The organism is Polaromonas sp. UBA4122, from assembly GCA_002381615.1.
Lineage (GTDB): Bacteria > Pseudomonadota > Gammaproteobacteria > Burkholderiales > Burkholderiaceae_C > Polaromonas.
The window spans coordinates 1-25005 of record DFWY01000148.1; the positions used below are offsets into that span (position 1 = coordinate 1).

Here is a 25005-nt window from a genome sequence, read left to right on the forward strand (position 1 = left end):
AGTTGCAGTCCCAGTCGCTTCTCTATTGCCAATATGTCCTCGCTCATGACTTTGATGCGAGCGACTTGCTCCGGACCTGTCAGCGTTCAAGAAGCGTAAAGGAGGAGGTGATCAATATCTCTGGACAAATCCACCCAGACGCTCCAACTCTTCAATTTCGTGAACGATTACTTTTTACGTAACTGAGTTCAGTTCCATTAGCCATAGAAAGGCATTCGCCATAAAGTCTCAGCCAGTAGTCTCGATCGTGAGGTTTAACTTCAACTTCATATGGAGCTATTTTTATCATGAGGTCGTAAGCAACTCGCTCTTTACTCTCTGATTGAATGCGGACTGGATTCGATGCTGAAACACTTTCTGTCATTGCAAGCTCCTTAATGTTATTTTCTGCCTTACGGCAATTCATTATGTACCGATCACAAAAACGGCCGGCCGCACTCTGTACCGTTCAATCAGGCCGCAATGGAAGTGCTGGAACGGCGGCAGGGCGATCACCCGACCCATGTTTTCACGTATGAGGGAAATCCAATTGTCCAGGTCAACACCAAGGCGTGGCGCAACGCCTTGCAACGAGCTGGAATTGAGGATTTTCGCTGGCATGAGCCACGGCTACCCCTGAAAACACCAGAATATTGGCGGGCAGGCGGATTTCAAGGGGTGCAAGGTCACCTGGTGTAACCGCGAAGGTGAGCCAATTTGCCTTCGGCCCTGCTTACGTATCCGGGGTCAGCTTCCCATGAAGCGTTGCCCCCAGTTTCTGTGGGCCACCCTGTGGATAAGAGCCTCAACAACTACGCAAAGCCGCGCCCGTGCTGGCTCGCAACGCAATGCCCAGAAATTGATCAACCCATTTACTGATGCAGATCAAGGAGAACCCACAAAATTGCTATGCTTTTGATAGCTATGTTCACCCGTACCATATGGGATATAGCCTGTTTTTATTCATAAAATAGAGAATTCCGCTGTCAGTCCGGCTCTGGTGCAGCCATTGCACTCAGCGCGTACTGATCGGGTACGGGCGCTGCACGAGGCGTCGCGTTCTGGGGGGTGCCCAGTGCCTTGGGCTTGCGATAGAGCGAGAGCGAGCGCTAGCTGATCCCCAGCCGGGCACCCAGCGCGGCGCGCTCAAGCAGGTTGCGCAGCCACCAGCAGGGGAATGTCGTCCCTGGCGAAACAGGCTGTATGCGAGTAACCTCTATTGGTGCCTCCCAGTCAGTTATATTGCTCTGGTGTGCTGCAAGGAGGCAGAGATTGCCGGATGATCGGAGGATTTCAACCCTGTAGCGTTGATTCCGCTACCGAGGCGGAATCTCGTCGGATACCGGATGGGGCGGATTCAAAACTTTTCAGGCACGCCTGGCATGACGCGCTTCTTGATAGCAGAATGTGTAAAGACGATGTAACCATGAAACCACAAGACAAGACCCTGGTGCGAAAGCTGGCCATCGTGCTGGTGATCAAGCTGGTCGTTTTGACGGCCTTGTGGTGGGGCTTTGTGCGCGAGCAGCGCGTGGTGGTGGACGATAACGCCGCTGCTGTGCAACTGCTGGGCCCAGAGCACGTCAAAACCAAGGAGTGATCCGGTGATTTCAGAACAACTGGTTAATCTGTCGCGGTTGCAGTTTGCCGCCACGGCCCTGTACCACTTTCTTTTTGTGCCGTTGACGTTGGGCCTGGTGTGGATACTGGTCATCATGGAGAGCGTCTATGTGATGACCGGCAACGTCGTCTGGAAAGATATGACGCGCTTCTGGGGCAAGCTGTTCGGCATCAACTTCGCCTTGGGCGTGACCACCGGCATCACACTCGAATTCCAGTTTGGCACCAACTGGGCCTACTACTCGCACTATGTGGGCGACATCTTCGGCGCGCCGCTGGCCATCGAAGGGTTGATGGCCTTCTTTCTTGAATCGACCATGATTGGCCTGTTTTTCTTTGGCTGGGATCGTCTTTCAAAAACCCAGCATTTGATGGTCACCACGCTGACGGCCATCAGCACCAGCCTGTCGGCGCTGTGGATCCTGATTGCCAATGGCTGGATGCAAAACCCGGTCGGTGCCGCGTTCAACTACCAGACCATGCGAATGGAGATGGTCGATTTCTGGGCCATAGTATTCAACCCGGTCGCACAGGCCAAATTCGTGCACACCGTGTCGGCGGGCTACGTGACAGGTGCCATGTTCGTGCTGTCAATTTCGAGTTGGTACCTGCTCAAGAAGCGCGACGTGGAGTTTGCCAAGCGCAGCTTTCGCGTGGCGGCGGCCTTTGGCCTGGCGTCGGCGCTCAGCGTGATCGTGCTGGGTGACGAGTCGGGCTACACCGTGGGCGAAGCCCAGCAAACCAAGTTGGCCGCCATGGAGGCCATGTGGGAGACCAAGCCTGCCCCGGCCGGACTCACGATGGTGGCAGGCATCAACGAAGCCGAGCAAAAGAACGACTGGGAGATCGAGATTCCCTGGCTCATGGGCCTGATCGGCACGCGCTCGATCAGCAAGGAAATTCCCGGTATCCATGAGATCAAGGCTAAAAACCGCGAGCGCATTGTGCGTGGTGTCGTCGCCGTGACGGCGCTCGAAGCGCTGCGTGCCAACCGCGATGACACGGTGGCCAGGCAGGTGTTCGAGCAGCACAAGGCCGATCTCGGCTTCGGCCTGTTGCTCAAAAAATATGTCACTGACGTGAACCAGGCCACGCCCGAGATCATCGACAAGGCTGTGAACGACACGGTGCCGCGCGTCACACCCATGTTCTGGACCTTCCGGGTGATGGTGGGCTTGGGTTTTGCCATGCTGGCGCTCTTCGCCGTGGCGTTCTGGAGCACGATCAAAACCGCCACAATGCAAAAGCCCTGGCTACTCAAGTGGGCACTGTGGATGCTGCCAGCACCCTGGATCGCTATCGAACTTGGCTGGATCGTCGCCGAATATGGTCGCCAACCCTGGACGATCTACGGCGTGCTGCCCACGCACCTGAGCGTGTCCACCCTCAGCGTCAACAGCCTGTATGGCTCGCTGGCGGGCTTCGTCGGCTTCTACACCGTGCTGCTGGTGGTGGAGATGTATTTGATGCTCAAGTTTGTCCGCATGGGCCCGGGCAGCCTGGGCACCGGCCGCTATGAGCACGAACCTGCGCAGCACAACACCATCCCGACCAACGCCTGAAGGAGAACACAGAATGCTGGACTATCCAACCCTCAAAATCATCTGGTGGCTGCTCGTGGGCGTGCTGCTGGTGGGCTTTGCCATCATGGACGGCCATGACATGGGCGTGGGCACGCTGCTGCCTTTCGTTGGCCAAGACGACGTGGAACGTCGCGTCGTCATCAACACCGTCGGCCCGCACTGGGAGGGAAACCAGGTCTGGTTCATCACCGGCGGTGGCGCCATCTTTGCGGCCTGGCCGCTGGTTTATGCCACGGCCTTCAGCGGTTTTTACTGGGCCATGATGGCGGTGCTGTGGGCGCTGTTCTTTCGGCCGGTGGGTTTTGACTACCGCAGCAAAATCCACAATGCGACCTGGCGCAGCACCTGGGACTGGTGCCTGTTTATCGGGAGTGCCGTGCCGCCGCTGATTTTCGGCGTGGCGTTTGGCAACCTGCTGCAGGGTGTGCCGTTCCAGTTTGACGGGTATATGGTCTCCACCTACACCGGTACCTTCTGGCAGTTGCTCAACCCGTTCGCCCTGCTGGCGGGCGTGGTGAGCAGTGCCATGATCACGATGCATGGCGGGGCTTATCTGGCGCACCGCACTGAAGGCGTCATTCAGGCGCGCGCTGTCAAAGGCGCCGTGGGGGCGGCGATCGTCATGGTCGTGGCTTTTGTGGCTGCGGGGGTATGGTTGCAAAACATCGACGGCTACCGCATCACCTCGGTCATTGACCCGGCTAACCTGGCGGACCCGATGAACAAAACCGTCGTGCGCGAAGCCGGTGCGTGGATGGCCAACTACGGCCGCCAGCCGCTGCTGTGGCTGCTGCCGGCGCTGGGCGTGGGCTGTGGCCTGCTGGCCGCAGGACTGCTGTTGGCGCGCCGCACGCTGACGGCCTTTGTGGCGTCGGCGCTGGCCCTGGTCGGGGTGATTGGCACAGCAGGCGCCTCGATGTTCCCCTTCATCATGCCGTCGTCCACCCTGCCGGCTGCCAGCCTGACGGTGTGGGACAGTGTGTCAAGCCATCTCACGCTGGGCATCATGTTCTGGGCCACCGTCATCTTCATGCCGCTGATTATTGTTTACACCAGCTGGGCCTACCGCGTGATGCGCGGCAAGGTAACTGCCGCCCACATCCAGGAAAACGAGCACGTCGCTTATTAATAGTTCTGTTTATAGGAGAACAAAATGTGGTATTTCGCCTGGATACTCGGTGTCGGTTTTGCGGTGTTGCTGGCCATTCTCAATGCCATGTGGGGCGAGAACGAAGAAGCCCGCGCACAGGCGCGCAAGACTAACCCCCGATGATGCCAACAACGCCGTCTGCGGAAAGCGACCGTGACGAAGACAGCGTTGACGTGGCCGCCGTGCCGGGTGGCGCAGCCGTTCACCTGCCGAGCCTGCTCGTGGCGCTTGCCATCATGCTGGGTGGCAGTGTTTACCCCCAGTTGTTTGCGCGAGCGGACGGCGCGGCCGACCACGGCTTGGCCATGGCGCTTTTCTGGGCCATGAGCGCGGGATTTGTACGCGGCGTGGGTTTTTTGCCCCGGGCATTGGTCTGGCGCCTGCTTTTTTCGGGGTGGTCATGCTTGGCGGGGTTGCTGCTGGCCGCCTGGCTGCGATGGGGGACGTGAGATGTATTTCCGCATCCTGCACGACGACCTCATGCCGCACGAGCCTGCGTTGCTGGCAACGCCTGGGCGCGCCCATCGTGCAGCGTCAAGGCGGCTCAGAAGTGCGTCAGGTGAACGACGGCGATGTATTACCCTTCGGCCATGAACTGGTGCGCGTGCTGACCACGCCAGGCCACACGGCCGCTTGCCTCAGCGTTGCCTGGCGCGATCGGCAACACCCGAGGCTCTGTGGGACAGCGTAAAGCAGCGCGTGTTCACCCTGCCGGACGAGACACTGCTGTTTGCCGGCCATGAGCGATGGGCGCTGGCGGTTAGCACGGTGCTGGAGCAGCGGCGCTGGCAAAGCCGTACCGGCGCAGACGTCACTTTGATGGAGTGTGACTCCCATGAAGGATTCGACGACCTCGAGGACGCGACTCAGCAGATTTTGATGTTCCTGCATCCGCCACCCGGCCGCATCCGCGCCGGACCTTGTACCAACCCTCGGAGAAACCATGAAAGCCTTCCAGGATTACTATCCCGAAAACGTTGCCCACTGCTACGGATGCGGCCGTCTGAACACGCACGGCTACCAAATAAAAACCTTCTGGGAGGGCGAGGAAACGGTCACCCACTTCACGCCCGAGCCCTGGCACATGTCGGTGCCGGGCTTCGCCTACGGCGGGCTGATCGCCTCGCTCATCGATTGCCACAGCACCGGCACGGCCGCCGCAGCCATGTACCGCGCCGAGGAACGAGAGATGGACACGCTGCCCGCGTTCCGTTTCGTCACGGGCTCGCTGCACGTGAACTTTCTCAAGCCCACCCCGATCACCGGTTCGATCGAAATTCGCGGTCGCGTCAAGGAGATCAAGGGCCGCAAGGTGGTCGTGGAGACCACAGTGCTGGTCGCTGGCGTGGCGACTGCGCGCGGCGAGGTCGTGGCGTTGCAAATGCCGGAGCACTTCGGGAACGGCGGCGCTTAGAAAGCGCTGCCTTATCTGCCTCCAGGTCGGCCAGGCTCTTGAACTTACCGCTATAGCCGCCAAAGCCTGGCATGGTCATCGCACAGCTGTCCATGTGCGGGGCCTTCAGCACCACGTCCAAGTTCAATGAACTTTTATTGCTATAAAAAAGAATCACCCACTGAATTTCCGGGACCTCCTATTTGCCAAGCCCGGCTCCGGCTACAAATGCGGCACCGAACCCAATGCCTTTTTGCGCGACGAGGCCACCCGCGGGGGTCGGGCAGAACGAAGAGGCCTGCGCGATGAAGCGAAGCAGTGCAGGCGTCGATTGCTTGTCGTGATGAACCACAAAATAGCACTGGCGAGTCATTTTTGGGAGTGTCGTAGCGATTTGTCGCAGGCGCTTGGTGTCGATCAAGTCGCTCACCACCCATTGTGAGAGACAGGCCATACCGAGTCCTTCCGCCGCAGCATGCTTGATCGCTTCCGAGCTTCCCAGCTCGATGCTGCGCCGATAAGACCGCAGGTGCGGCAGCAACAGCTGGTCAGTGGCCTCCCGGGTGCCCGAACCCGGTTCGCGCAGCAGCCACACCGCATTCCGCAGCGTCTTTACCGACACGCGCTCTGACCGGCGTTCTGCTGCACTGGACGCCCGGGTGGGCCCGGCAAGCGTGCTTTCCGGGGGACAGACGACCCACAACTCGTCCTTCAGCCAGGGCGTAACGGTCAGTGCCGCCTGGTGACACGGCCCTTCGATCAGTCCGATATCGAGCTCGAACGCAGCAACCGCGTCGCAGATGGCCTCAGTGTTGCCTATCGTGACTTTCGAGCGCCAGGCCGTGGTCCCGTCGTGGTGGAGATCCCCAAGAAACCGGCTGAGCAACTTCGGCAGCACGTAGTTGCCGATGGTGGTGCTGGCACCGATGCGCAGCGACTGAGTCTGTGCAATCCCGTCGCGCGACATTTGTTCGATGCCAGCCGCGCCGTCCAGCAATGCCAGCGCACGCGGCAGCAGGGCGCGCCCGTTGTCGTTGAGCAGGAGGCGCTTGCCGGAGCGGTCGAACAGGCGCAGCGACAGCAGGCGCTCCAGCTCATTGAGCGCCGAACTGGTGGCCGACTGCGACAGCGCGACCTCAGCGCTTGCGGCTGTGGTGCTGCCGCTGCGCGCCACAGCCACAAATATCTGCAATTGCCGGAGCGTGAGCCGTAGTACGTCCATGATTTGAGTCCTTGTCTATAGCGATTTAATAGGTATATCTTACTTAAATAAGCTGTTTGACGGGTCATTGAGAGATCTCTACATTCGAACCTGACTGCACCAAACCACAGAAAACAGCCATGAGTACGACCGTATCCACTACCTCACGAACACTTGCCGCAATACCCGCCAAGCCGGTTTCAAACATGCTGCTGCGCCTGCTGCCAGGCCTGGCGATCAGCGGGGCGTTGGCAGCAGTTGGCATGTCGCTGGGACGCATTGGCTGGCTGCAAAACCACGGATTCAGCGCACTCACGCTAGCCATCGTGCTTGGCATGCTGGTGGGCAACACGGTGTATCCGCGCTTTGCTGCCGTCAGCGGTGCGGGCGTGAACTTCTCCAAAAAAACCCTGCTGCGCCTGGGTGTGGTGCTCTATGGCCTGCGCCTGACGGTGCAAGACATTGGCCATGTGGGCATCGCTGGGATCGCAACCGATGCGCTAGTACTGGGGTCGACCTTTGCACTGGCTTGTTATGTCGGTATCAAATGGCTCGGCATGGACCGCAAGACGGCCATGCTGATTGGCGCGGGTAGCTCGATTTGCGGCGCTGCTGCCGTGATGGCGGCCGAGCCGGTAGTGCGGGCCCGCGCTGAGCAAGTGACCGTGGCCGTGGCTACCGTCGTGGTGTTTGGCACGCTGGCAATCTTTTTGTACCCCGTGCTGTTCGACCTGAATCAACAATGGCAGGTGATTCCCGGCGGTGCCGACGAATTTGGCATCTACGCAGGTTCGACCATTCACGAAGTGGCGCAGGTCGTGGCTGCCGCTCGCTCGGTTGGCCCCCACGCAGCGGATACCGCAGTCATCGCAAAGATGGTCCGCGTCATGATGTTGGCCCCATTTCTCATCATGCTGTCGGCCTGGTTGGCGCGGGATGATGCAAAGCAGGCGAGTGTCGCACGGGCTGACGGCCAAGACGCGACGCAGCACAAAGCCAAGCTCGCAGTGCCCTGGTTCGCCTTTGCCTTCGTTGGTGTGGTGATCTTCAACTCGCTGCATCTGCTATCTGCCAGCGTGGTGGCGGTTACTACCGGGATCGACACCATTCTGTTGACCATGGCCATGGCCGCACTCGGTCTTGCCACGCATATTTCATCTATTCGCAAAGCCGGTATCAAGCCGCTGCTGCTGGCGCTGATCCTGTTCGTCTGGCTGGTCGTGGGCGGTGCCCTCATCAACCGCTGGGTGTTCGCACTGCTGGGCTGAAAAAAACCTTGCTCGACAACATCACGAAGCGCAAGTGGCCGGTGCCGCAGTCCAGGCTCACCAGACAATCCTTGCGGCCACTGAACCAGAAGTGGCAACACGCCGCCCAGCCAAAAATTCCATGAATCACCCGGCTTGCCGCTGAAAACCTGCGTCATCAAGCTGTTTTTTAGCAATTTTCGAGCGCAAACTGCGTGACGTCCGACTGACAATCTGTACTTTCCCGTCGTATGGAGTCCTGATGAATCTCACCGAATCCCTGCTGCAGGCGCTTAAGGCGCATGGTGCACGCCAGATCTTTGGTATCCCCGGCGATTTCGCCCTGCCTTACTTCCGCATCATCGAAGAATCGAAGATTCTGCCGCTGTACACCCTGTCGCACGAACCCGGCGTCGGCTTTGCTGCCGATGCGTCGGCGCGCATCAACGGTGGTCTTGGTGTCGCCGCTGTAACCTACGGTGCCGGTGCGTTGAACATGATCAACTCGGTGGCGGCGGCCTTTGCCGAGAAATCCCCGCTGGTGATACTGTCCGGCGGGCCCGGCAAGGGCGAGTCGCGGTCCGGCCTGCTGCTGCACCATCAGGCCAAGACGCTCGATTCACAGTTCCAGATCTTCAAGGAAATTACCTGCGACCAGGTGCGGCTTGATGATGCCGTGCGCGCGCCGGCCGACATCGCCCGCGTGCTGGCCAGTTGCCTGCGTAAATCCGAACCGGTCTACCTCGAGATTCCGCGCGACATGGTGGCCCTGCCCTGCGGGCCGGTCGTGCCCGAAGTCGCGCTGCCGACCGATCAGGATGCGCTCAATGCCTGCGTCGATGAGATTCTCGATCGACTGTCTCACGCCAGGTCGCCGGTTTTGATGGCCGGCGTCGAAGTTCGCCGTTACGGGTTGGAAGCCAAGGTCGCAGCGCTGTCGCGCCGCCTTGGCATTGCGGTGGTCACCAGCTTCATGGGCCGCGGTTTGCTCGCCGACCAGGATGCCCCGCTGGTGGGTACCTATATGGGCGTCGCCGGTTTTCCGGAAGTCACCCATCTGGTCGAAAGCTCGGATGGCCTGTTCCTACTCGGTGAGATCATTTGCGACACGAATTTCGCCGTGTCAGAGACCAAGATCGACATGCGCAAGACGATCCAGGCACTCGATGGTCGGGTCACCATCGGTTATCACACCTATCCGCAATTGCCACTGGCGGCGCTGGTTGATCGCATGCTGGCGTGTGTAGTGGCTGATGACAAGGTGTTTTCCGTACCACGTCAGGCCTTTGCGCATGGCCTGGTGGCTGATTCGGCGACGATCACGCCAACCGACATCGCCACCGCCGTCAACGATCTGATGGCCGAGCACGGCAAGATGCCGATTGCCTCCGATATGGGCGACTGCCTGTTTACGGCGATGGAGATCGAGCACACGGCACTGGTGGCTCCCGGCTACTACGCGACGATGGGTTTCGGCGTGCCGGCCGGCCTCGGTCTGCAGGCCGCGACCGGCCAGCGGCCGCTGATACTGGTGGGCGACGGCGCGTTTCAGATGACCGGCTGGGAACTGGGTAACTGCAAGCGCTACGGCTGGGATCCGATCGTGCTGCTGTTCAACAACGCCAGCTGGGAGATGCTGCGCACCTTCCAGCCCGAATCTTCCTTCAATGATCTGGGCCACTGGGACTTTGCCGAAATGGCCGCCGGCATGGGCGGCGATGGCGTTCGGGTCAACACACGCAGCGAACTGAAGTCGGCGCTGGACAAGGCCATCGCCACATGCGGTCGCTTCCAACTGATCGACGTGACAATTCCGCGCGGCGTGCTGTCGGCGACGCTGGCGCGGTTTGTGGCGGGGGTCAAGCGGCTGAACGCCATCAAATAAAAAAGGTAGTTCTGACCGCTTTGGAGCATCCAGAACGCGGTCATCACGGACGCCAGCCAATCAAAACCGAACGGTTAGTCGGGTGGTGCGCAGTACCCGCTGAAGACACACAGCGGCTGTACAGCATTGCGAACTGGTCGCTCCATACCGGTCACTCAGAACTTGGGGTGTCAGTCGGCTAGGTGGCGCGCATTTGATGGACGTGAGCACCCGCCGTCGACCAATAGCGGGTGCCCACGGGTGGCAGCTTTCGGGTAGCAGAAAGAACTTCACTGTCGAGGTTCCATAAAGCTGTCGCTCAATCGGCGGCGCCCCATCCGCATTGCTGACGCTGGCAGCAGGAAAGTCTGAGACAGGTCTGCAGCGGTTGCTGACATAGGTCAACCCAAATGCTCGCTCCATACCCGCCAAAACGCTCTATGTGCGGTGTCGCACTGACATTGCCTTTATCGATGAACAAAATGAAAAAAGCATCCGCTGTCGCTTCGTAAAGCTGATTAATACCGAATATGAGCCCCAAAAAACATTTCTTCACAGACCTCACTCAACTGGGCAAACTGAACGAAGACGTTTTGAAAATACTTGCGCGAAATCAACGAACTAGCGAGAACGTGAAATCAGAACTCGACGACACAACACCACGTTCCCAGAGCACAGTCATTGGCGACGAAGCGGAGTCCAAAGCGACCGAAATCCCGCCGCCCACAGTATGAACACCCACTTCCGTTGGTGGGGGCGGATGCCATTTGGGGTTGCTGCTCCATAACGGCCATTCGCCGAAACGAATTCTCCATTAGTCATTCAGCCAAAAAAATCATGCACTGCCGGTACCAGTGGTGAGCGGCAGCAATGTGTCTCTTGGAGTCACCGAGCTAAGAAATGCCGATTTCACTGGCCACTGACTTCAACAGACACACAAGAGTCAGTCGACCTCCGGAACTGCTTGCTCCATTCCTGACATCGGAACCAGCAACTTGACAGTCAGCAATGTGGCGGCGATTTCGATGACCGCAACACCGGCAACCGACCAACTGCCGTCACTCAGTGGGGTACGTCGCGATGACCGCTCCTGCCGCCAAACCAGTCATCCACTTGAGGCATGCAAACGCGACCAATCGACCCTTTTCGGTGCAGATAGGCTCGGTGAGTCGCAATTTAACTGCCTGGAATCGTGTGAAGCAGGCTTCCATTCCCAATTTCTGCTTGCAACCCGAAATCTGCTTAGCGCTTACGAAGCAAGTTGACACGCATCGGTCGCACGAAGTGTGCCCCGTCTGCCGTCATGTGCGGCTCAAAGCGTTCACGCACCGCCTGCAAAGTGGTGGCATCAAGCCGATGATTGACGAACGTGACGCCGATCATGCGCTGTTCGAACTCCGCAAAGTCGCGGTACTGCACCGGCATATCGAAGAGTATCTCGGCTACCTGCTCCCAAGGACCGCCCGAAGACACCGCTTCCTGCACCACGCGTAAGGCGGCAGCGCGCACTGCCTCCTCGTCGTGGAACAAGCGCATCACCTCGTTCAGCGCTCCGGCAAACACGGGCTCCGAAACATAAAGAAGTCCTTTGGGTCGCAGCACACGGTGCACCTCTGCCAGCGCTTGACTCAACTGATCCAGAGGCACATGGTGCAAGGACTTCAGCATCAGCGCCAAGTCGAAACGCTCTGCCTCAAACGGGATCGCTTGCGCACCGGCCTGTACGAAATGCAAGCGCTGCTGCGGGTTGAGCAGGTTCTTGGCGTGTTGACGCTCGTCTACCTCCAGCCCGGTCACTTCGCAGGCTGGGCATCGAGCAAGCAACTGGCGCGACAGTTGTGCGGCACCGCAGCCCAATTCGATGATCTGCGGGTGCTGCTCCAGATCAACCAGCGATTGCAGCAAGTCGAGTTCGTCGGTTATCAGCGGCGTGTTCATTGAGTCCAGTCCTTCAAAATAATCCAATGCGGTGAAAAAAAACATGCTGTCATGCGTATTGCCATTCCAGGCAGGAATTTAAGCACACTGGCTTGCGTACGCTCCACAATCCAGGTCGATCGTGACATAAGCCAGCGCTTATTGCCCGAAAAGGACTCTCAAATACACCGAAGAAGGTGGCAAGGAAGTGCACTACGTTCACGAACCGTTGGTCGGCATCTGGCGGCGTTTCCTGTCGAAATTGCTGGGTTCGATCGCGCCGGACGACATGCTTTAGCGGCAGTTTTCAAGGCTTTGCCGGTGCCGCCCTCGCTATACTGCTGCATTTATATAGGCATGGCACGAAGTGGCTGAATCGAACTTGCTGGATCATTCAAACACCGCGCCCACCGGCAACCGATACGACCGGCTGGAGTGGGCCGGCGCCTTTGGAGACCTCGGCACGCTGATACCCTTCGTCATCGCCTACCTCAGCGTACTCAGGCTCGACCCTTTCGGGGTGCTGTTCGGCTTTGGGGTATCGATGATCGTGTGTGGCTGGTACTACAAGACCCCGTTCCCGGTTCAGCCGATGAAGGCGGCGGGTGCCGTCGCCACCACGCAGGTGGCCCAGTCCGCCGTGATCACGCAGGGGGCCGTGTACGGTGCGGGCCTGGCCACGGGCCTGATCTGGCTGCTGCTCGATGCCACGGGTGCAGCGCAGCGCCTGACCCGATGGATCAGCCGCCCTGTGGCACAGGGCGTTGTCCTTGGACTGGGCATGGCTTTCATGCTGCAGGGAGCCCGGTTGATGGCCGAACAGTGGCTCGTCGCCGGTGTGGGCCTGGTGTTCGTTGTGCTGCTGGCGCGCAACCGCCGCTTCCCCGGGATCTTTGCGCTACTGCTGCTTGGGATAGGGTGGACTGCCTTCCAGCAACCGGAGCTGCTCCAAAAACTGCAGCAGGTGCGGCTGGAACTGCGCTGGCCGGTATGGGCCTGGCCGACGATTAGCTGGAACGACCTGGTCATCGGCACGCTCTTTCTCGCCCTGCCACAGGTTCCGCTCACCCTGGGCAACGCCATCATCGGGGTGAGGGAGGAAAACAACCGGCTGTTTCCCGAGCGACCGGTGTCTGATCGCCAAGTGGCCGTGTCCACTGGCGTCATGAATCTATTCAGTTCGGCCGTGGGCGGCGTGCCGATGTGCCACGGTGCCGGGGGCATGGCAGGCCATGTAGCATTCGGTGCACGTACCGGCGGCTCGCTGGTCATTCTTGGCGGCTTGCTGCTGGTTCTGGCCCTGTGCTTCAGCAGTTCGGTGGTTGTGCTGTTCGACGTCATCCCGAAGGCTGTGTTGGGGACCATCCTGTTCATGACCGGCGTCCAACTGGCCAGCGGGCAGTTCGACCAAGCGCGCGACGGCCATGCGTCCACCATCCTGCTAGTCACTGCCGGCCTGTCGATGTGGAATGCCGGGATCGGCTTCGGCGTCGGCCTGCTGCTGCAGTTCCTGCTGCCAGCCAAGTCCTCATCTGTGTGATAGCAGCCCCCAATCAGCTGGCAAGAACGGTGCTGGGCGGACGCTTATTCCAATTTGCTGTTGGCGTCAGCGCCGGTTTATCGGTTGGTTCAATCACGAGCACGATGAGCAGCTATGACGATGAATCAAAATGGTGGTCGTTTCCACCATGATCTGTGACAATGTTCCACTGCGTGCGTCATATCGCTCTTCCCCCAAATAACTGATTTGACACGCTACTCGATCTTGATCTTCGCGGAGATCAGCAGTTTGATCTGGTCGAGGATCAAGGCGAATCCAATTGCGGCAGAAAATATGGTCAGTATGGTGCGCCACGTCAGCGGTTCCATCAAGATGCCCAATAACGCCAGCGCCGAGACGATGGCGATGTCGGCTACGGATGACGCCAGAACCCAATTGCCCGGCTTGGAACTCCACATGCGACGCCGTTCACGCACCACATACAGCACGGCCTGGTTTCCGAACACGAGCGTGACGAACGCCAGCGTCTGCAGCTCGCCGGCGCCGAGCGCGAGCCGGAACGTTCCGAGCGCCAGCATCGCCGTGGAGAAGCCGAGCTTGCATAGCCCGAGGACGACCGCAGCGGCAGTAATGTTACGCATGCGCCATCGGCTGGGGACCGGTGCGGGGCTCGCGCGATCGGAGGTGAGCGACATAGCAAGAAAGTCATTTGTCATCAGCATCAACACCATCAGCGCCGGCGTCATGACCGCATGGCCGGTCAGGCCGAGCCCGATCGCCAGAAAAAGCACAATCTCGATCTTCTTGACCAGCATGTTGAACGTGTAGGTCAGAAGCCGCTGAAATGCGATCCGGCCTTCTCGCACGGCGAACACGATGCCGGCGAGACCGGGCTCGGTCATTACCATGCCAGCCGCAGCCTTTGCGACATCGGTTGCGGAGGATACGGCGATCCCGATCTGCGCCTGTCGCAACGCCGGCGCGTCGTTCGTACCGTCGCCGCACATGCCGACCACATGGCCACGACTTTGCAGCGCCTTCACCAGCCGGTACTTTTCCTCCGGTACGACGCGCGCAAACACGCCGAATTTGTCTGTACTCAGCTCTCCGGAAAATTGCTCCGGCGGGCAAACTTCGCCGGCAATGCCGACCTTGCGGGCGATCGCAGCGGCCGTTACGGCTGAGTCTCCGGTTACCATGATGGTCCGCACGCCCATGTCGCGCAGCGTGGCGACCAGCCCCACCGAATCCTCGCGTGGCGGATCGCTGAGCGCGACGAGGCCCGCCAGGCGCAGCGATTGCGGCGGCCCAACGGCAACGGCGATGACCCGATGCCCGTGCCCGGCAAGATCGTCCACTTGGCGCCGGGCGTCTGCCGGCACCTGCGCCAGATCGACAATCACCTCGAATGCGCCCTTGGTGATTCGCAACTCATTTCCATCGCGATCAAGGGCGAAGGCCTCCGAGATCTTGGTCGCCGGATCGAAAGGGACAAAACGCACGAGCTCTTCGTTTGTACCGCGACTTGATGCTTCGGCTGCGGCCCCACGAATGGCGGCATCGATTGGATCGTGATCGGCCTCCGAGCTCGCCAATACCGCAAGCGCCAGTACGCGCGCGCGGTCGAACCCCGGCATGGCTACGACATCGACGACCTCCAGCGCATTGCGCGTTAGCGTCCCTGTCTTGTCGGCACATAGAACGTCCATGGCAGCGGCTTCGTGCGCGGCCGAGAGGCGGGTCAGCAGAACCCCCCGCCGAGCAAGTATCTGGGCCCCAAATGCGGCAGACAGCGTGAACGTGGCTGGCAAGGCCACAGGGATCGTGGCCAGCAGCGCCGTGAGAGCAAGGCGGATCATGTCACCAGACGGCAATGCCATGGCATAGGCGGTGGCGACGATGAGAACCGCGACTGTACCGTTCACGATGGCGAGGTTCCGCGTTGCCCCGAAAATGGCCGCTTGCTCGGTGCTGCGGGAGTGAGCGATGCGGACGAGTTCAGCCGCGCGCCCGAAATAGGTCTTGGTACCGGTTGCTGTCACCTCCGCAATTGCCTGGCCGCGGCGAACAAGGGAGCCTGCGTAGACGGTGTCGCCGGTGTTTGCATCGACCGGGACGGATTCTCCGGTGAGCATCGACTGGTCGAGCATCACCGATCCGGAAACGAGGGCCGCGTCGGCGGGCACCAGCGCCCCGAGCGGCAGCCTGATGGCGTCGCCCGGCACGAGTTCCGACGCTGGGCGTCTGACCCACTCGCCGTCGCGGCGCACCAAGGCGGTCGGTGCGAGCCGCTTCTTGAGTGCCGCGAGGGCCGCGCCCGCCCGGCCTTCCTGGATGAAGCCGAGCGTTGCGTTGAAGAGGAGCAACCCCCCGACCACCGACGCTTCGACGTATTGGCCGAGTCCGAGCTGGAGGACGATTGCGGCCTCGAGCATCCACGGGATGGGGGCCGAGAACTTCGCGAGGAAAACGCGCCAACGCGGCGGCGCTTCCTCTGTGATGGCATTCGGCCCGAATTCACCGAGTCGCCGGCGCGCTTCGGCGCTCGTCAGACCTGTCGGTAGTGTCTCCGATGCAGAGAGCTGCCGGGCATCAATTTCTGCCTTGTGTGTCATATCGACAATTCCGCGTATCGTTGATGATTTCGTTCAAAGTCGTATTCAGTTGCTGATTTGGAATCCGGTGTGTTAAAGGGTTAAGAGTGCAAAAACAAGCAAGAGATTCGCAACAGAAATGATCGCGAAGTACAGGCTCAATATGGCTGCACCACGGCCCAGTGTTTCCGGCCACGTACCGCCGTAAACGCGCTTTAGTGCGATTGTGAAATATGCGATCACCCAGAAGGAAAGCGCGTCAGCGAGGGTGGTGGGCAGTTTCGCCTCGACTAGCAGGCTGAAGAGCAGGAAAGTTTGGCAGTGCAAGCCAAATACCAAGTGTTCAGCGTAACGTCGCCGTCGGTTGCGGTAAAAAAGTCCAAGAGTCAATGCAAGGATCGGCACCAGAAATAGCACGAAGTAGGACACATATTGAGCCCTTCGTGCTCGTAGGAACGTGAATCGATCTTCTAGTGACATTGCCCCGAAACGGCGGACACCGGGGGTATCGAAGTGATCCAGGATGATCTGCACCGGCATCAGTCGCAAGCCGTTGCTATGGTCTTCAGCACCGATTAGTCGTGAATTCCGGAGGAAGTGCACGCCTTGGTCACCGTACAAGCGCAAGCCGAGGTTCAGCCCGAAGAACTGCACTGCCGCAAATACGATTACGCTGGCCATCAGATAAAGTTGAAACGGCCGCAGGTAGCGCGCTCGCCTCCCGGCTAGATACTCGACCGTGAGTGCGCCCGGTGCGAAGAAGAGCTTCGACAGCGTTTGCCAGAGCTGGCCCTCACGCGCTACGTATTGGGCGATCAATCCGTGAAAGAACTCGGCAAAGGTCCGCGGTTCCCTGGCTGTTTCCTGACCGCAATTCGGGCAAAAATTTCCTGTCGCTGGCGCGCCACAGTTAAGGCAGATATTGACGCAGTCAGGTGATGACTCGTCAGTGTCCACGTAATCAGGCTGTAGCGATGTCATTGGAAGTTCCTTGCCGAGCAGGCCCCTCAGTCATTATCCCGCAGGCCGTGCTGGGCACCAGCCTTTTCATGCCCGGAGTGCAACTGGCCAGCAGGCAATTCGACCAGTCGCGCGATAGCCATGAATTGCCCGTCATGCTCGTGACCGCCGAAACGTCGGGGTCGGCTTCGGCGTCGGTCTGTTGCTGCAGTTCCTGCTGCTGCGCAAGTCACGGTCGGGCTGATGGCGCGGCGCGGTCAGAAGAAGTACCAGACTCTTAGGTCGTTGTGCCGGTGAAGTGCGACGGCGTGTTCTAACGACTCTTCGGCTCGTCGTTGTCGCGCGTGGGCGGGCTCGCGGCTTGGTCCTGTTTTGCGAAGAGATCCGACACAAGTCCCATCATTCCATGCGCCGGCATGGACGCGGGAGGTCCCGATCGAGCCGTCCCTCCGCGCGCCAGTCTGATGAGTCCGGCGACGAGCACCGCGCCGAGGAAAACCAGCATCGGCCAGGGGAGGTGTGAGAGCAAAGAGGTCCACGGCGATGGCGCGCTCACCTCGATCGCGACGTGCTGCTTACGCAGTTCCGGTATCAGAGCCGGATCGCCGAAGTCGGGCGCTCGGGTACTGAAAGCATCGCGTTGCGCGCTATTCGGAGGCTGCTTGAAGCGTCCGCGGATCTCCGTTCCTTGGATGGTGACGCTTGCGACGGCCCCGGCCTCGAGTTGATCGAGAAACGCGCCGTAGGGTGTCGGGGCCGTTTTGCCGGCTGTTTTAATTTCGATCCCGACACCGATGAGCAGCAACACCGCAGCGATGACGATGAACCATACGGGCGGTCTTTTCCACCATGGACGGTCACAATGTTTCATTGCATGTGTCATATCACTGTCCTTTTGACGTAGGGCGGGCATCAGGTTGCCCCGCGGCATTGTTGATTCGCTGTCTGCGCGGAGTTGCCGTCTTGCGCTCCAGTGACGGTATCAGCGAACAGATTCATTCGCCACCCCCGACACTGAACGCCGACTCAGCTAGTCCCATTCGGCCTAATGGCAGCGCGATCATCAAAAGAAATACCTGGCCCGCAGTTCGACTCGTGATCGAACCGGTTTCTCGCCATAATCAGTTGAAGCATTGCCGCTGTTCAAGGCCAACCTAAAACGAAGCTCCAAGTTCTTGAAGCCGGTGTACAGCGCTTCTGGGACCAATGAAAAACTATGGTCGTCCGCGTTCGCAATCAGCGTTACGGAAGGTGTGAAATTCAGGATATCGAACGGTTCCTTCTGGCTGACCTTCAAGTACAGATAATTCTGCCCCACATTCGGCTGCATGTAGCCCTGCGATGCAGCGCGAGAGGCTGGCTGGACCAGTGCTGCATTGGCAGCCGAAGCTTGCACGAGGTCGTAAAACTGAGACAGTTCTTGTGGAGAGTACCCGTTGCCGTTGCGGTAATACTCGAACACGATGGTCGTGTCGCGTTCAGTGAGATAACGAAGGCCCAACAGGTAGCTGTCGTAACTGCGGGTCTGAATCGCCAGCCCGTTAGCAGGGGTCAACAGTGAACGAGTCGCATCTGAAGAACGAGCCCATTCACCGTGGATTTCCAGATTGCTGCCTAGATTGCGCGAGAAGTCGAGCCCCAGGCGTGGTCCGCGACTGCCGCCAGCGGCATAAATCAAGTCCACGTCGGTGTCATAAATCAGCCCATAGAGTTTCAACGCCGGGTTGAGATGTCCCGACGCCCCGAAATCGGCGTTGAGTTCCGAGGTCGTTGGTACCAGTGCCGAGGTCAGGGTCAGCGTCTGCAGCGGGCCGTCGAAGCTGCGCACCAGCGAGCCCGTAGCCATCACGAAGCCCTCGCGCGCGAGTTCTGGATCGCTTGGGTCCTTCGGACGCTCCAGGAACGCCACCGGGCTAAAGGCATAGCCTTTGCCCCAATGCACTGCGCGCTTGCCTATTTCGGCAACGCTTGTCGGATCGACCTGCCAGCTTGCGTAAGCCTCGTACATACGGCTATCGCTGGACGTTGCCTGAGAGTCATTCACAGCACTTGCATGACCGGTGAAGTGGAAGCTCAGGGACTTGTGGCGCAGCACACCGGAGACCTCAGCAGCCGTGCTGAGACGATCGATGGCCGAGAGTGTGTCGCCCCGGTACTGCAACTGGTAACCGGTTGAATCACGGCGCAGCGATTGCTGCTCTGGTCGGAGTTCGACAAAGCCGGTCAACTCGAAAGTCTTTTTCTCGAAGGTCGAGACATCGAAGGTCTCTTCGGCCCGGACAACCGGGGCAACTGCCAGAGCCACGAGTAGGGCTGTGGCCATGACTGTATTGGCATACATCACCGCAGCTCTTTGGCGCGAGGCAGATATTCCAACGTAAACACCTCATCTTTAACCGTGCGGGCCTTGATCTGGCCGTAGAGCATCACCGACTTATAGCCCTTGTGAAGCGGGCTGTCAGTCTCCAGCGTGGCAGGCCGCTTGATGCCGCCACCGAAATCTTTGACGTCCTTGTAGGTCAGCGTCTTGATCAGCAGGCCGCTGGCGGCGTAGCACTCGATGACGGTTGGCAGTACGGTCTTCTTGTCCACCTTCATCTTCAGACGGTCGTAGGCCACATCGCCCGTCTTGGCCTTCAGTGACAGCAGGTAGGTATCCTTGTCCTCGGTCATGGAATCGACATCGTATTCGGCCGCATAGTCCAGCCGCAGGATGTCTGCGTTGTTGAATATGCCACCGATCACTGACTGCAGGCTGGCGATACGTACCGGCTTGCCCACATTCGGGATGTACAGCCACATATTCTCACCCAAGCGCAAAGTCGCACGATCTTTTTCGCTCGGCGGATCCAGGAACAGCGCTAGCAGCTTGTCGCGCCCCTTCTTCACCGAGTACAGGACGAACTCCGTGCGGCTGCCGTCCGGCTCGATGTTGATCAGTTTGCGGTACATCTCGTAGGACTCGGGTTCGAGATTGCGGTCGACCTTCTGCAGCAGTTGGGTGCCGTCGATGGCAAACGCAGGAACGCAGAGGATCCAGCACAACAGAATAAACAGCTTTTTCATGAATAGCTCCCAGTTTCTTCAGACATGACGCAGGGCATCGATCGGGTCCAGTCGCGAGGCTTTCCAGGCCGGCTGCAGGCTGGCAAGCAACGCCACACCGACTACCATGGCCGCGATGGTTGCTACCTCCAGCACGCCGATCTGCGGTGCAAGCACCAGTTCCTGCTGCTGGCCGAAGACGAAGTGGATCTTCCAGACGTTGAGTGCGTAGATCACCGCGAGGCTGACCAGCGTGCCGAGGGCGGTGCCAATCAGCCCGAGCAGCAGGCCTTCGCTCAGGAACAGCGACAGGATGCGTCCCGGCGGCGTGCCGATAGCCGCGATCGTGCCGATCTCGCGGATGCGCTCGTACACTGCCATGACCATCACGTTCATTACGCTCACCAGCACAATCGACACCAGTACGATCTTGATGAACACGGTCATCACGTCAATCATTCGCGCCAGGTTCGCGAACGGTGACAGATCGGCCCAGGTATGGACCTCCAGCAATGGCTTGCCCTCCTTGTTGGTTTGTCCTTCCAGCGCTTGCTGCAGCCGGGCCGCGGTGCGATCGAGCTGGGCCGGGTTCTTGAGGCGAATAGCAATCTCGCTGACCTCGGCTTCCTTCATGCGCAGCAACTCGCGCGCATCGTCGATGTGGATGTAACCGTCACGTCCGCCGGGGCCTGAAATGCCCTCGATCACGCCGCGCACGACAAAGGTCTTGCCGTTCACCGAGCCATCCCGGTTGGTGGCGACGAGCACCACGGTGTCGCCCACCTGGCTCTTCATGCCGCGCGCGAGCAGCACCGGGATCAGAATCTCGCCCTTGGCTACCAGCGGACCGTCCTTGCGGCCCTCAGTGATCCGGCCCGGCAGCAGCGGCACTGTGGCCGCTTCGCGGTCGGGGTCGACGCCATTGATGCGGATGGCGGTGGTCTCCGAAAAGTTGCTGTACATGCCGCCGAACTTCACGCGCGGCGACCAGGTCTGCACCGTGTCGAGCTGTTTCAGTGCTTCCTCGACCTTGGCCATCGCATCCGGTTTGAGGTTGAGGTTCAAGGGCAGGTTGTCGATCGAAGCGACGTAACCTTTACGATGCACCTCCAGGTGGCCGAGCACCGAGTCGGTGATCTGGCCGACCATCATCGACTTGAACGAACCCGTCACCGACATGAACAGCAGTACCGCCAGCATGCCGATGACAATCAGAAGAAGGGTCAGCAGTGTGCGGCGGCGGTAGCGCGACAGGTTGCGGACGGCGATTTTGAAAATATCAAACATGGATGGCCTCCCGATTGTCGGTGGTGGAGACGACGCGGCCGTCTTCCAACGTGAAAGTCACTTCCGCCTCGGACATGATCTTCGGGTCGTGGGTCGAGAAGACGAAGGTGGTGCCGAATTCGTCGCGCATCTTCTTCATCAGGTTGATGATCCGGTAGGCGGTGTCGTGGTCAAGATTGGCTGTGGGCTCGTCGGCCAGCACCAATTTGGCGTTGCTGACCAGTGCACGGGCTATTGCGACCCGTTGCTTCTGGCCGCCCGAGAGCTGGTCAGGCCGCTTGTCCGCTTGGGCTTCCATGCCCACCGCCTTGAGCAGTCGCATCACCTGTTCGCGCCGCTTTTCAGCCGGCCATTTCTGCACCATGATCAGCGGGTACTCGATGTTCTCGTAGGCGGTGAGTACCGGAACCAGGTTGAAGTCCTGAAAGATGAAGCCGATGTTGCTGCCCCGGAAGTGCGCCGCAGCGCCGCGGTCCAGCGTGGAAATGTCGGTGTCGAGTACGCTGAGCGTCCCGGCTGTCGGGTGGTCGAGACAGCCGATCATGTTCAACAGCGTGCTCTTGCCACTGCCGGAGGGCCCGACGAAGGCGACGAACGATGCCGGTTCGATGACGAAGTCGGCAGCCTTGACAGCCTGCACCTCGACATCGCCGTTGCGGTAGGTCTTGGTCAGACCCTGGGCTTTCACAAGACTCATGGCATCTCCTTGAATTAAGCCGCGCGATCCCGCGTCCGGCGATGGAAAAAATGGGCTGCCACCATAAACGCGGTACTGAATCCAGTCAGTGCTAAAACATCGACCGTCACAGAAAAGTACGCGGCACCACCGAAGCCGACCCGAATCAGGTCGGCGCAATACGACAGCGGTGACAAGGGAGACAGCCACTGGCCCCACTGGGGCATTTGCGCATGGGGCACGAACACGCCGCTGACGAAGATCAGCGGCAGCCGCACCAGGTTCGACAGCATCATGACCTGCGAGGGGGTGTCGGTCGCAGGCGCTGCCATCAGCACACCAAGAGAGGAGAACGCAGTTGCGCCCAGCAGCCATCCCGCCATTAGCGGCACCGGGGCACTAAGCTGCGCGCTGGTCAGCACCAGTGCGGCTACCAGCGGCAGCAATGCAAGTAAGGCCCCGAAGACGGCACCTGAACCTACGTCACCAGCAACAATCGCTGCCAATGAGGCGGGTGACGTCACCAGCCGCTCGTAAGTGCGCGCCTGGCGCTCCCATGGCGTGACGAGCGGACCGACGGCCGAGGCCGTGAAAAACAGCGCCATCGCGGCAATACCCGGCACCATGACCTCGACTGGAGCGTTGTGTCCGGCAGCGAAAGACAGATAGAAAAACAGCGGAAAAACGATGCCGAAGGTAACCACCGGACCCTTCAGGTAATAAACGCGTGCGTTCTTTTTGGCTATCACCCAGGCACAACGCGCTTGCCGTAGAAATTCGGCAAATCCGGTTTCATGCGTAAGCTCAATGGCTGCCATGTATACCTCCTGTGATTGACATGAATACTTCCTCTAGCGTCGGAGACAAAGTGTTCAGGCTTTCAATCGAGAGTTGCAGCGCACTCGCCCTGGTCGCGATTTCCTGTGCAACACGGCCAGGTTCGGGGTCAAACACCTGAAAACCGTTGGCCGAAATGATGACCTTGCCGAAGGGTTGTGTCAACACGTCCTGAGGTTTGACGCCGCTTTGTTTGAAGCGAACCTCGACCGAGCGCAGCGACGAGACGCGACCACGCAAGGCAACGGGGGTATCAATGGCGGCGAGCGTGCCCTTGTCGATGATGGCCACCCGGTGGCAAAGCTGGTCGGCTTCTTCCATGTTGTGCGTGGTGATGAAGACCGTCATGCCACGCTCCCGGTTCATGCGCTGGATCACTTCCCGGATCATGTGCGTGCTGGCGACATCCAGTCCGGTGGTGGGTTCGTCAAGGAACAGTACCTGCGGATCACTGACCAGCGCCATGCAGAGCATGAGCCGCTGTCGCAGGCCCTTGGACAGTTCACGGCCCTTTTGTGGCTTGCGCTCCTGTAAATCAAAAACTTCCAGCAATTCGTCGGCTCGTGTCAGGCGTTGCGTCTTGGAAACACCATGCAATTCGGCCATCAGCAAGACGTTTTGCAGAACAGTCAGGTCGGCATACACATTGGCTTCTTCTGGCACGACCGCGATCAGGCGTCGAGCGGCCGACGCTTGCGAAGAAATATCCAGACCAGCAATCAATGCACGGCCGCTGGTGGGGCGCACGAAACCAGTCAGCATGCGGGCTGTGGTGCTCTTGCCCGCACCGTTTGGCCCCAGAAAGCCGAATACTTCGCCGTGAGCAACCTCAAAACTGACCTGATCGACCGCAACCCGCTCCCCATAACGACGCGACAACGCAATCGCTTGAATCAAGGCATCGGGAGACGTGTGATGGCTCATGAAACGATCAGGTTTTTTGTGCCTTAATGACCACTTGCACATCCTCAGCAGACCAGCCGCCTTTCACGCCTATCGGCGTCCCAGGCCCACTGGGAAAGCTGACAAATTCCACTGTGCTGCCGTCTTTGCGAGTATGTTTGTACTTTCCATTCACCAGAACAACGATCGGTATGTGACCTTTCAAACCAATGGCTGCAAGCCGCTTCTCTGCTTCTGGGGATTCCATGTCGATCTCCACTATACGTAACTTGCTGCCCTGGCTTGCCAGCCAATCGCGCAAAGGTTTGAGGGCTGATTGCACGGGTGGATGCGCGAATGCAATGATTTCAACGACAGGTTGAGCAGCCCAAGCTGCGCCTATGGTCAAAGAAGCAGCGGCTACTGCCACTTGAGCTAATAGGTGTCGGCGGTTCAAGTGCATGTTGTTTTTTCTTTATGAATGAGTATTGGAAAAACTTGAAGGAGGTCACTTGCAGTTGTTGTGCAGCTTCCACTTTTCTTCATGTCCTAATGCCTTGGCGAAATCTGGCACTTTGCACCGTTCTGCCTCTGCCGGGTCTATTGGGGCTGAGGGCGTGGCAGCCTGCGGCATTTGCGCTGGGTTTCGCAAGCCAGTGCTGTAGACCCATTGCGCGACAACACCAATCACTACCGCAAACAATGCCACGATGACGAGCTGTGCCAAAGTCGCGCCAGACCCTTGGCCTGGTGGCACTTCGCACACACCACCGGGGCAAAGCTGGGCCTTCTCCTTGTTGAAAAAGTTGTATACCTTGCAGCCGATGCAAATGCCAAAGGCTGTTTCGAAAAACAACAAGGTAAGGCATAGCGAGCAAACAATCAGGTTGATCGGGCCAATTACGTTATTGAGCACCACCAGATACAGCATGGTCAGCGCCAACACAAAGCCAATCGCCCACGCAAACCGCTTTTGCGGCGCGCCTACATATTCGGGTTGCTGCTTGCGCACGAACCACTGACCGATGATCAGGCTTGGCGAATAAAGCGGGTTGATGAATATCCGAATGGTGAAATCCACCAGAAAAGTCACTACGAATATTCGTGTTGGCTGGAAGTTTCCCATCAGCCAGGCATTCATGAAACAAACGATGGCGAAGAAAAATAGAAGTCCGGCACTTGCTCGAACGGCACGCTCGTTGAGAACAGGAACGGCGTACTCAGGAAGTCTCTGACCAAATTGGAATACGGAGTTAGTCATGATGCCTC

The 25005-nt window shown here is 59.2% G+C and carries 25 protein-coding genes; 11 read left to right on the plus strand and 14 right to left on the minus strand.

Annotated elements, in window-relative coordinates:
• Positions 1 to 151 precede the first annotated feature (151 nt).
• Positions 152 to 364, minus strand: a complete 213-nt coding sequence (locus tag B3F77_RS17670; RefSeq protein ID WP_293606222.1) for a hypothetical protein — start codon at positions 362 to 364, stop codon at positions 152 to 154.
• 98 nt (positions 365 to 462) lie between these two features.
• On the opposite strand from B3F77_RS17670, the gene B3F77_RS17675 reads away from it, so the two are divergent.
• From B3F77_RS17675 to B3F77_RS17705, 7 genes are all read left to right on the plus strand, one after another.
• Complete coding sequence (locus B3F77_RS17675; RefSeq protein WP_293606223.1) at positions 463 to 678, plus strand: hypothetical protein; 216 nt, start codon at positions 463 to 465, stop codon at positions 676 to 678.
• A 727-nt stretch (positions 679 to 1405) separates the two neighbouring features.
• The gene (gene cydP, locus B3F77_RS17680) at positions 1406 to 1579 is read left to right on the plus strand and encodes a cytochrome oxidase putative small subunit CydP (RefSeq protein ID WP_293606224.1); all 174 of its coding nucleotides are present in this window, start codon (positions 1406 to 1408) and stop codon (positions 1577 to 1579) included.
• 4 nt (positions 1580 to 1583) lie between these two features.
• Positions 1584 to 3161: a cytochrome ubiquinol oxidase subunit I gene (locus tag B3F77_RS17685; protein ID WP_293606225.1), complete on the plus strand. Its 1578-nt coding sequence runs from the start codon at positions 1584 to 1586 to the stop codon at positions 3159 to 3161.
• Between the two features lie 13 nt (positions 3162 to 3174).
• Positions 3175 to 4311, plus strand: coding sequence for a cytochrome d ubiquinol oxidase subunit II (gene cydB, locus B3F77_RS17690; protein WP_293606226.1), 1137 nt, complete (start codon positions 3175 to 3177; stop codon positions 4309 to 4311).
• Between the two features lie 24 nt (positions 4312 to 4335).
• Positions 4336 to 4455 (plus strand): cytochrome bd-I oxidase subunit CydX, encoded by a 120-nt coding sequence (cydX, locus tag B3F77_RS17695; protein ID WP_293606227.1) that lies wholly within the window; start codon positions 4336 to 4338, stop codon positions 4453 to 4455.
• Entirely contained in the window at positions 4452 to 4781 is a 330-nt protein-coding gene (locus B3F77_RS17700) for a cyd operon YbgE family protein (RefSeq protein ID WP_293606228.1), read from the plus strand. Before cydX ends, B3F77_RS17700 begins: the two co-directional genes overlap by 4 nt.
• A gap of 494 nt (positions 4782 to 5275) precedes the next feature.
• Entirely contained in the window at positions 5276 to 5746 is a 471-nt protein-coding gene (locus B3F77_RS17705; RefSeq protein ID WP_293606229.1) for a PaaI family thioesterase, read from the plus strand.
• Positions 5747 to 5924: 178 nt separating this feature from the next.
• On the opposite strand, the gene B3F77_RS17710 is transcribed toward B3F77_RS17705, so the two are convergent.
• The gene (locus B3F77_RS17710) at positions 5925 to 6947 is read right to left on the minus strand and encodes a LysR family transcriptional regulator (protein WP_293606230.1); all 1023 of its coding nucleotides are present in this window, start codon (positions 6945 to 6947) and stop codon (positions 5925 to 5927) included.
• Between the two features lie 185 nt (positions 6948 to 7132).
• Between B3F77_RS17710 and B3F77_RS17715 the strand changes: the two genes are divergently transcribed.
• The 3 genes from B3F77_RS17715 to B3F77_RS17725 all read left to right on the plus strand — a co-directional run bounded on the left by B3F77_RS17715 (position 7133) and on the right by B3F77_RS17725 (position 10771).
• Positions 7133 to 8194 carry a YeiH family protein gene (locus tag B3F77_RS17715; protein WP_293606257.1) on the plus strand — a complete coding sequence of 354 codons (1062 nt, stop codon included), beginning with the start codon at positions 7133 to 7135 and terminating at the stop codon, positions 8192 to 8194.
• Positions 8195 to 8435: 241 nt separating this feature from the next.
• Complete coding sequence (ipdC, locus tag B3F77_RS17720; protein WP_293606231.1) at positions 8436 to 10058, plus strand: indolepyruvate/phenylpyruvate decarboxylase; 1623 nt, start codon at positions 8436 to 8438, stop codon at positions 10056 to 10058.
• 509 nt (positions 10059 to 10567) lie between these two features.
• Positions 10568 to 10771, plus strand: coding sequence for a hypothetical protein (locus tag B3F77_RS17725; RefSeq protein ID WP_293606232.1), 204 nt, complete (start codon positions 10568 to 10570; stop codon positions 10769 to 10771).
• A 508-nt stretch (positions 10772 to 11279) separates the two neighbouring features.
• Here the strand turns inward: B3F77_RS17725 and B3F77_RS17730 are convergent.
• Entirely contained in the window at positions 11280 to 11975 is a 696-nt protein-coding gene (locus B3F77_RS17730) for a class I SAM-dependent methyltransferase (protein WP_293606233.1), read from the minus strand.
• 361 nt (positions 11976 to 12336) lie between these two features.
• Between B3F77_RS17730 and B3F77_RS17735 the strand changes: the two genes are divergently transcribed.
• Positions 12337 to 13494 carry a putative sulfate/molybdate transporter gene (locus B3F77_RS17735; RefSeq protein ID WP_293606234.1) on the plus strand — a complete coding sequence of 386 codons (1158 nt, stop codon included), beginning with the start codon at positions 12337 to 12339 and terminating at the stop codon, positions 13492 to 13494.
• 215 nt (positions 13495 to 13709) lie between these two features.
• Here the strand turns inward: B3F77_RS17735 and B3F77_RS17740 are convergent, their stop codons facing one another.
• The 11 genes from B3F77_RS17740 to B3F77_RS17790 form a co-directional block, all read right to left on the minus strand.
• Positions 13710 to 16070, minus strand: a complete 2361-nt coding sequence (locus B3F77_RS17740; protein WP_293606235.1) for a plasma-membrane proton-efflux P-type ATPase — start codon at positions 16068 to 16070, stop codon at positions 13710 to 13712.
• 72 nt (positions 16071 to 16142) lie between these two features.
• Positions 16143 to 17030, minus strand: coding sequence for a DUF3667 domain-containing protein (locus tag B3F77_RS17745; protein ID WP_293606236.1), 888 nt, complete (start codon positions 17028 to 17030; stop codon positions 16143 to 16145).
• Positions 17031 to 17322: 292 nt separating this feature from the next.
• The gene (locus B3F77_RS17750) at positions 17323 to 17892 is read right to left on the minus strand and encodes an ATP-dependent metallopeptidase FtsH/Yme1/Tma family protein (RefSeq protein ID WP_293606237.1); all 570 of its coding nucleotides are present in this window, start codon (positions 17890 to 17892) and stop codon (positions 17323 to 17325) included.
• Between the two features lie 180 nt (positions 17893 to 18072).
• Positions 18073 to 19350, minus strand: a complete 1278-nt coding sequence (locus tag B3F77_RS17755; protein ID WP_293606238.1) for a hypothetical protein — start codon at positions 19348 to 19350, stop codon at positions 18073 to 18075.
• Complete coding sequence (locus B3F77_RS17760; RefSeq protein ID WP_293606239.1) at positions 19350 to 20075, minus strand: outer membrane lipoprotein-sorting protein; 726 nt, start codon at positions 20073 to 20075, stop codon at positions 19350 to 19352. Before B3F77_RS17760 ends, B3F77_RS17755 begins: the two co-directional genes overlap by 1 nt.
• Before the next feature lie 18 nt (positions 20076 to 20093).
• On the minus strand, positions 20094 to 21341 hold the full coding sequence (locus B3F77_RS17765) for an ABC transporter permease (protein ID WP_293606240.1): 1248 nt from the start codon (positions 21339 to 21341) through the stop codon (positions 20094 to 20096).
• Positions 21334 to 22038 carry an ABC transporter ATP-binding protein gene (locus B3F77_RS17770; protein WP_293606241.1) on the minus strand — a complete coding sequence of 235 codons (705 nt, stop codon included), beginning with the start codon at positions 22036 to 22038 and terminating at the stop codon, positions 21334 to 21336. Before B3F77_RS17770 ends, B3F77_RS17765 begins: the two co-directional genes overlap by 8 nt.
• A gap of 14 nt (positions 22039 to 22052) precedes the next feature.
• Positions 22053 to 22835 carry an ABC transporter permease gene (locus B3F77_RS17775; protein WP_293606242.1) on the minus strand — a complete coding sequence of 261 codons (783 nt, stop codon included), beginning with the start codon at positions 22833 to 22835 and terminating at the stop codon, positions 22053 to 22055.
• The gene (locus tag B3F77_RS17780) at positions 22822 to 23778 is read right to left on the minus strand and encodes an ABC transporter ATP-binding protein (protein WP_293606243.1); all 957 of its coding nucleotides are present in this window, start codon (positions 23776 to 23778) and stop codon (positions 22822 to 22824) included. Before B3F77_RS17780 ends, B3F77_RS17775 begins: the two co-directional genes overlap by 14 nt.
• A 7-nt stretch (positions 23779 to 23785) precedes the next feature.
• Positions 23786 to 24199 carry a twin-arginine translocation signal domain-containing protein gene (locus tag B3F77_RS17785; protein WP_293606244.1) on the minus strand — a complete coding sequence of 138 codons (414 nt, stop codon included), beginning with the start codon at positions 24197 to 24199 and terminating at the stop codon, positions 23786 to 23788.
• Positions 24200 to 24244: 45 nt separating this feature from the next.
• The gene (locus B3F77_RS17790) at positions 24245 to 24997 is read right to left on the minus strand and encodes a DUF4395 domain-containing protein (RefSeq protein WP_293606245.1); all 753 of its coding nucleotides are present in this window, start codon (positions 24995 to 24997) and stop codon (positions 24245 to 24247) included.
• Positions 24998 to 25005 lie beyond the last annotated feature (8 nt).

What these genes read in the sequence shown, in the direction of transcription:
- B3F77_RS17670 (WP_293606222.1), bottom strand. Translation starts at nt 364, where the DNA reads ATGACAGAAAGTGTTTCAGCATCGAATCCAGTCCGCATTCAATCAGAG.
- B3F77_RS17675 (WP_293606223.1), top strand. Translation starts at nt 463, where the DNA reads ATGGAAGTGCTGGAACGGCGGCAGGGCGATCACCCGACCCATGTTTTC.
- cydP (WP_293606224.1), top strand. Translation starts at nt 1,406, where the DNA reads ATGAAACCACAAGACAAGACCCTGGTGCGAAAGCTGGCCATCGTGCTG.
- cydB (WP_293606226.1), top strand. Translation starts at nt 3,175, where the DNA reads ATGCTGGACTATCCAACCCTCAAAATCATCTGGTGGCTGCTCGTGGGC.
- cydX (WP_293606227.1), top strand. Translation starts at nt 4,336, where the DNA reads ATGTGGTATTTCGCCTGGATACTCGGTGTCGGTTTTGCGGTGTTGCTG.
- B3F77_RS17700 (WP_293606228.1), top strand. Translation starts at nt 4,452, where the DNA reads ATGATGCCAACAACGCCGTCTGCGGAAAGCGACCGTGACGAAGACAGC.
- B3F77_RS17705 (WP_293606229.1), top strand. Translation starts at nt 5,276, where the DNA reads ATGAAAGCCTTCCAGGATTACTATCCCGAAAACGTTGCCCACTGCTAC.
- B3F77_RS17710 (WP_293606230.1), bottom strand. Translation starts at nt 6,947, where the DNA reads ATGGACGTACTACGGCTCACGCTCCGGCAATTGCAGATATTTGTGGCT.
- B3F77_RS17715 (WP_293606257.1), top strand. Translation starts at nt 7,133, where the DNA reads ATGCTGCTGCGCCTGCTGCCAGGCCTGGCGATCAGCGGGGCGTTGGCA.
- ipdC (WP_293606231.1), top strand. Translation starts at nt 8,436, where the DNA reads ATGAATCTCACCGAATCCCTGCTGCAGGCGCTTAAGGCGCATGGTGCA.
- B3F77_RS17725 (WP_293606232.1), top strand. Translation starts at nt 10,568, where the DNA reads ATGAGCCCCAAAAAACATTTCTTCACAGACCTCACTCAACTGGGCAAA.
- B3F77_RS17730 (WP_293606233.1), bottom strand. Translation starts at nt 11,975, where the DNA reads ATGAACACGCCGCTGATAACCGACGAACTCGACTTGCTGCAATCGCTG.
- B3F77_RS17740 (WP_293606235.1), bottom strand. Translation starts at nt 16,070, where the DNA reads ATGACACACAAGGCAGAAATTGATGCCCGGCAGCTCTCTGCATCGGAG.
- B3F77_RS17745 (WP_293606236.1), bottom strand. Translation starts at nt 17,030, where the DNA reads ATGACATCGCTACAGCCTGATTACGTGGACACTGACGAGTCATCACCT.
- B3F77_RS17750 (WP_293606237.1), bottom strand. Translation starts at nt 17,892, where the DNA reads ATGACACATGCAATGAAACATTGTGACCGTCCATGGTGGAAAAGACCG.
- B3F77_RS17755 (WP_293606238.1), bottom strand. Translation starts at nt 19,350, where the DNA reads ATGTATGCCAATACAGTCATGGCCACAGCCCTACTCGTGGCTCTGGCA.
- B3F77_RS17760 (WP_293606239.1), bottom strand. Translation starts at nt 20,075, where the DNA reads ATGAAAAAGCTGTTTATTCTGTTGTGCTGGATCCTCTGCGTTCCTGCG.
- B3F77_RS17765 (WP_293606240.1), bottom strand. Translation starts at nt 21,341, where the DNA reads ATGTTTGATATTTTCAAAATCGCCGTCCGCAACCTGTCGCGCTACCGC.
- B3F77_RS17770 (WP_293606241.1), bottom strand. Translation starts at nt 22,038, where the DNA reads ATGAGTCTTGTGAAAGCCCAGGGTCTGACCAAGACCTACCGCAACGGC.
- B3F77_RS17775 (WP_293606242.1), bottom strand. Translation starts at nt 22,835, where the DNA reads ATGGCAGCCATTGAGCTTACGCATGAAACCGGATTTGCCGAATTTCTA.
- B3F77_RS17780 (WP_293606243.1), bottom strand. Translation starts at nt 23,778, where the DNA reads ATGAGCCATCACACGTCTCCCGATGCCTTGATTCAAGCGATTGCGTTG.
- B3F77_RS17785 (WP_293606244.1), bottom strand. Translation starts at nt 24,199, where the DNA reads ATGCACTTGAACCGCCGACACCTATTAGCTCAAGTGGCAGTAGCCGCT.
- B3F77_RS17790 (WP_293606245.1), bottom strand. Translation starts at nt 24,997, where the DNA reads ATGACTAACTCCGTATTCCAATTTGGTCAGAGACTTCCTGAGTACGCC.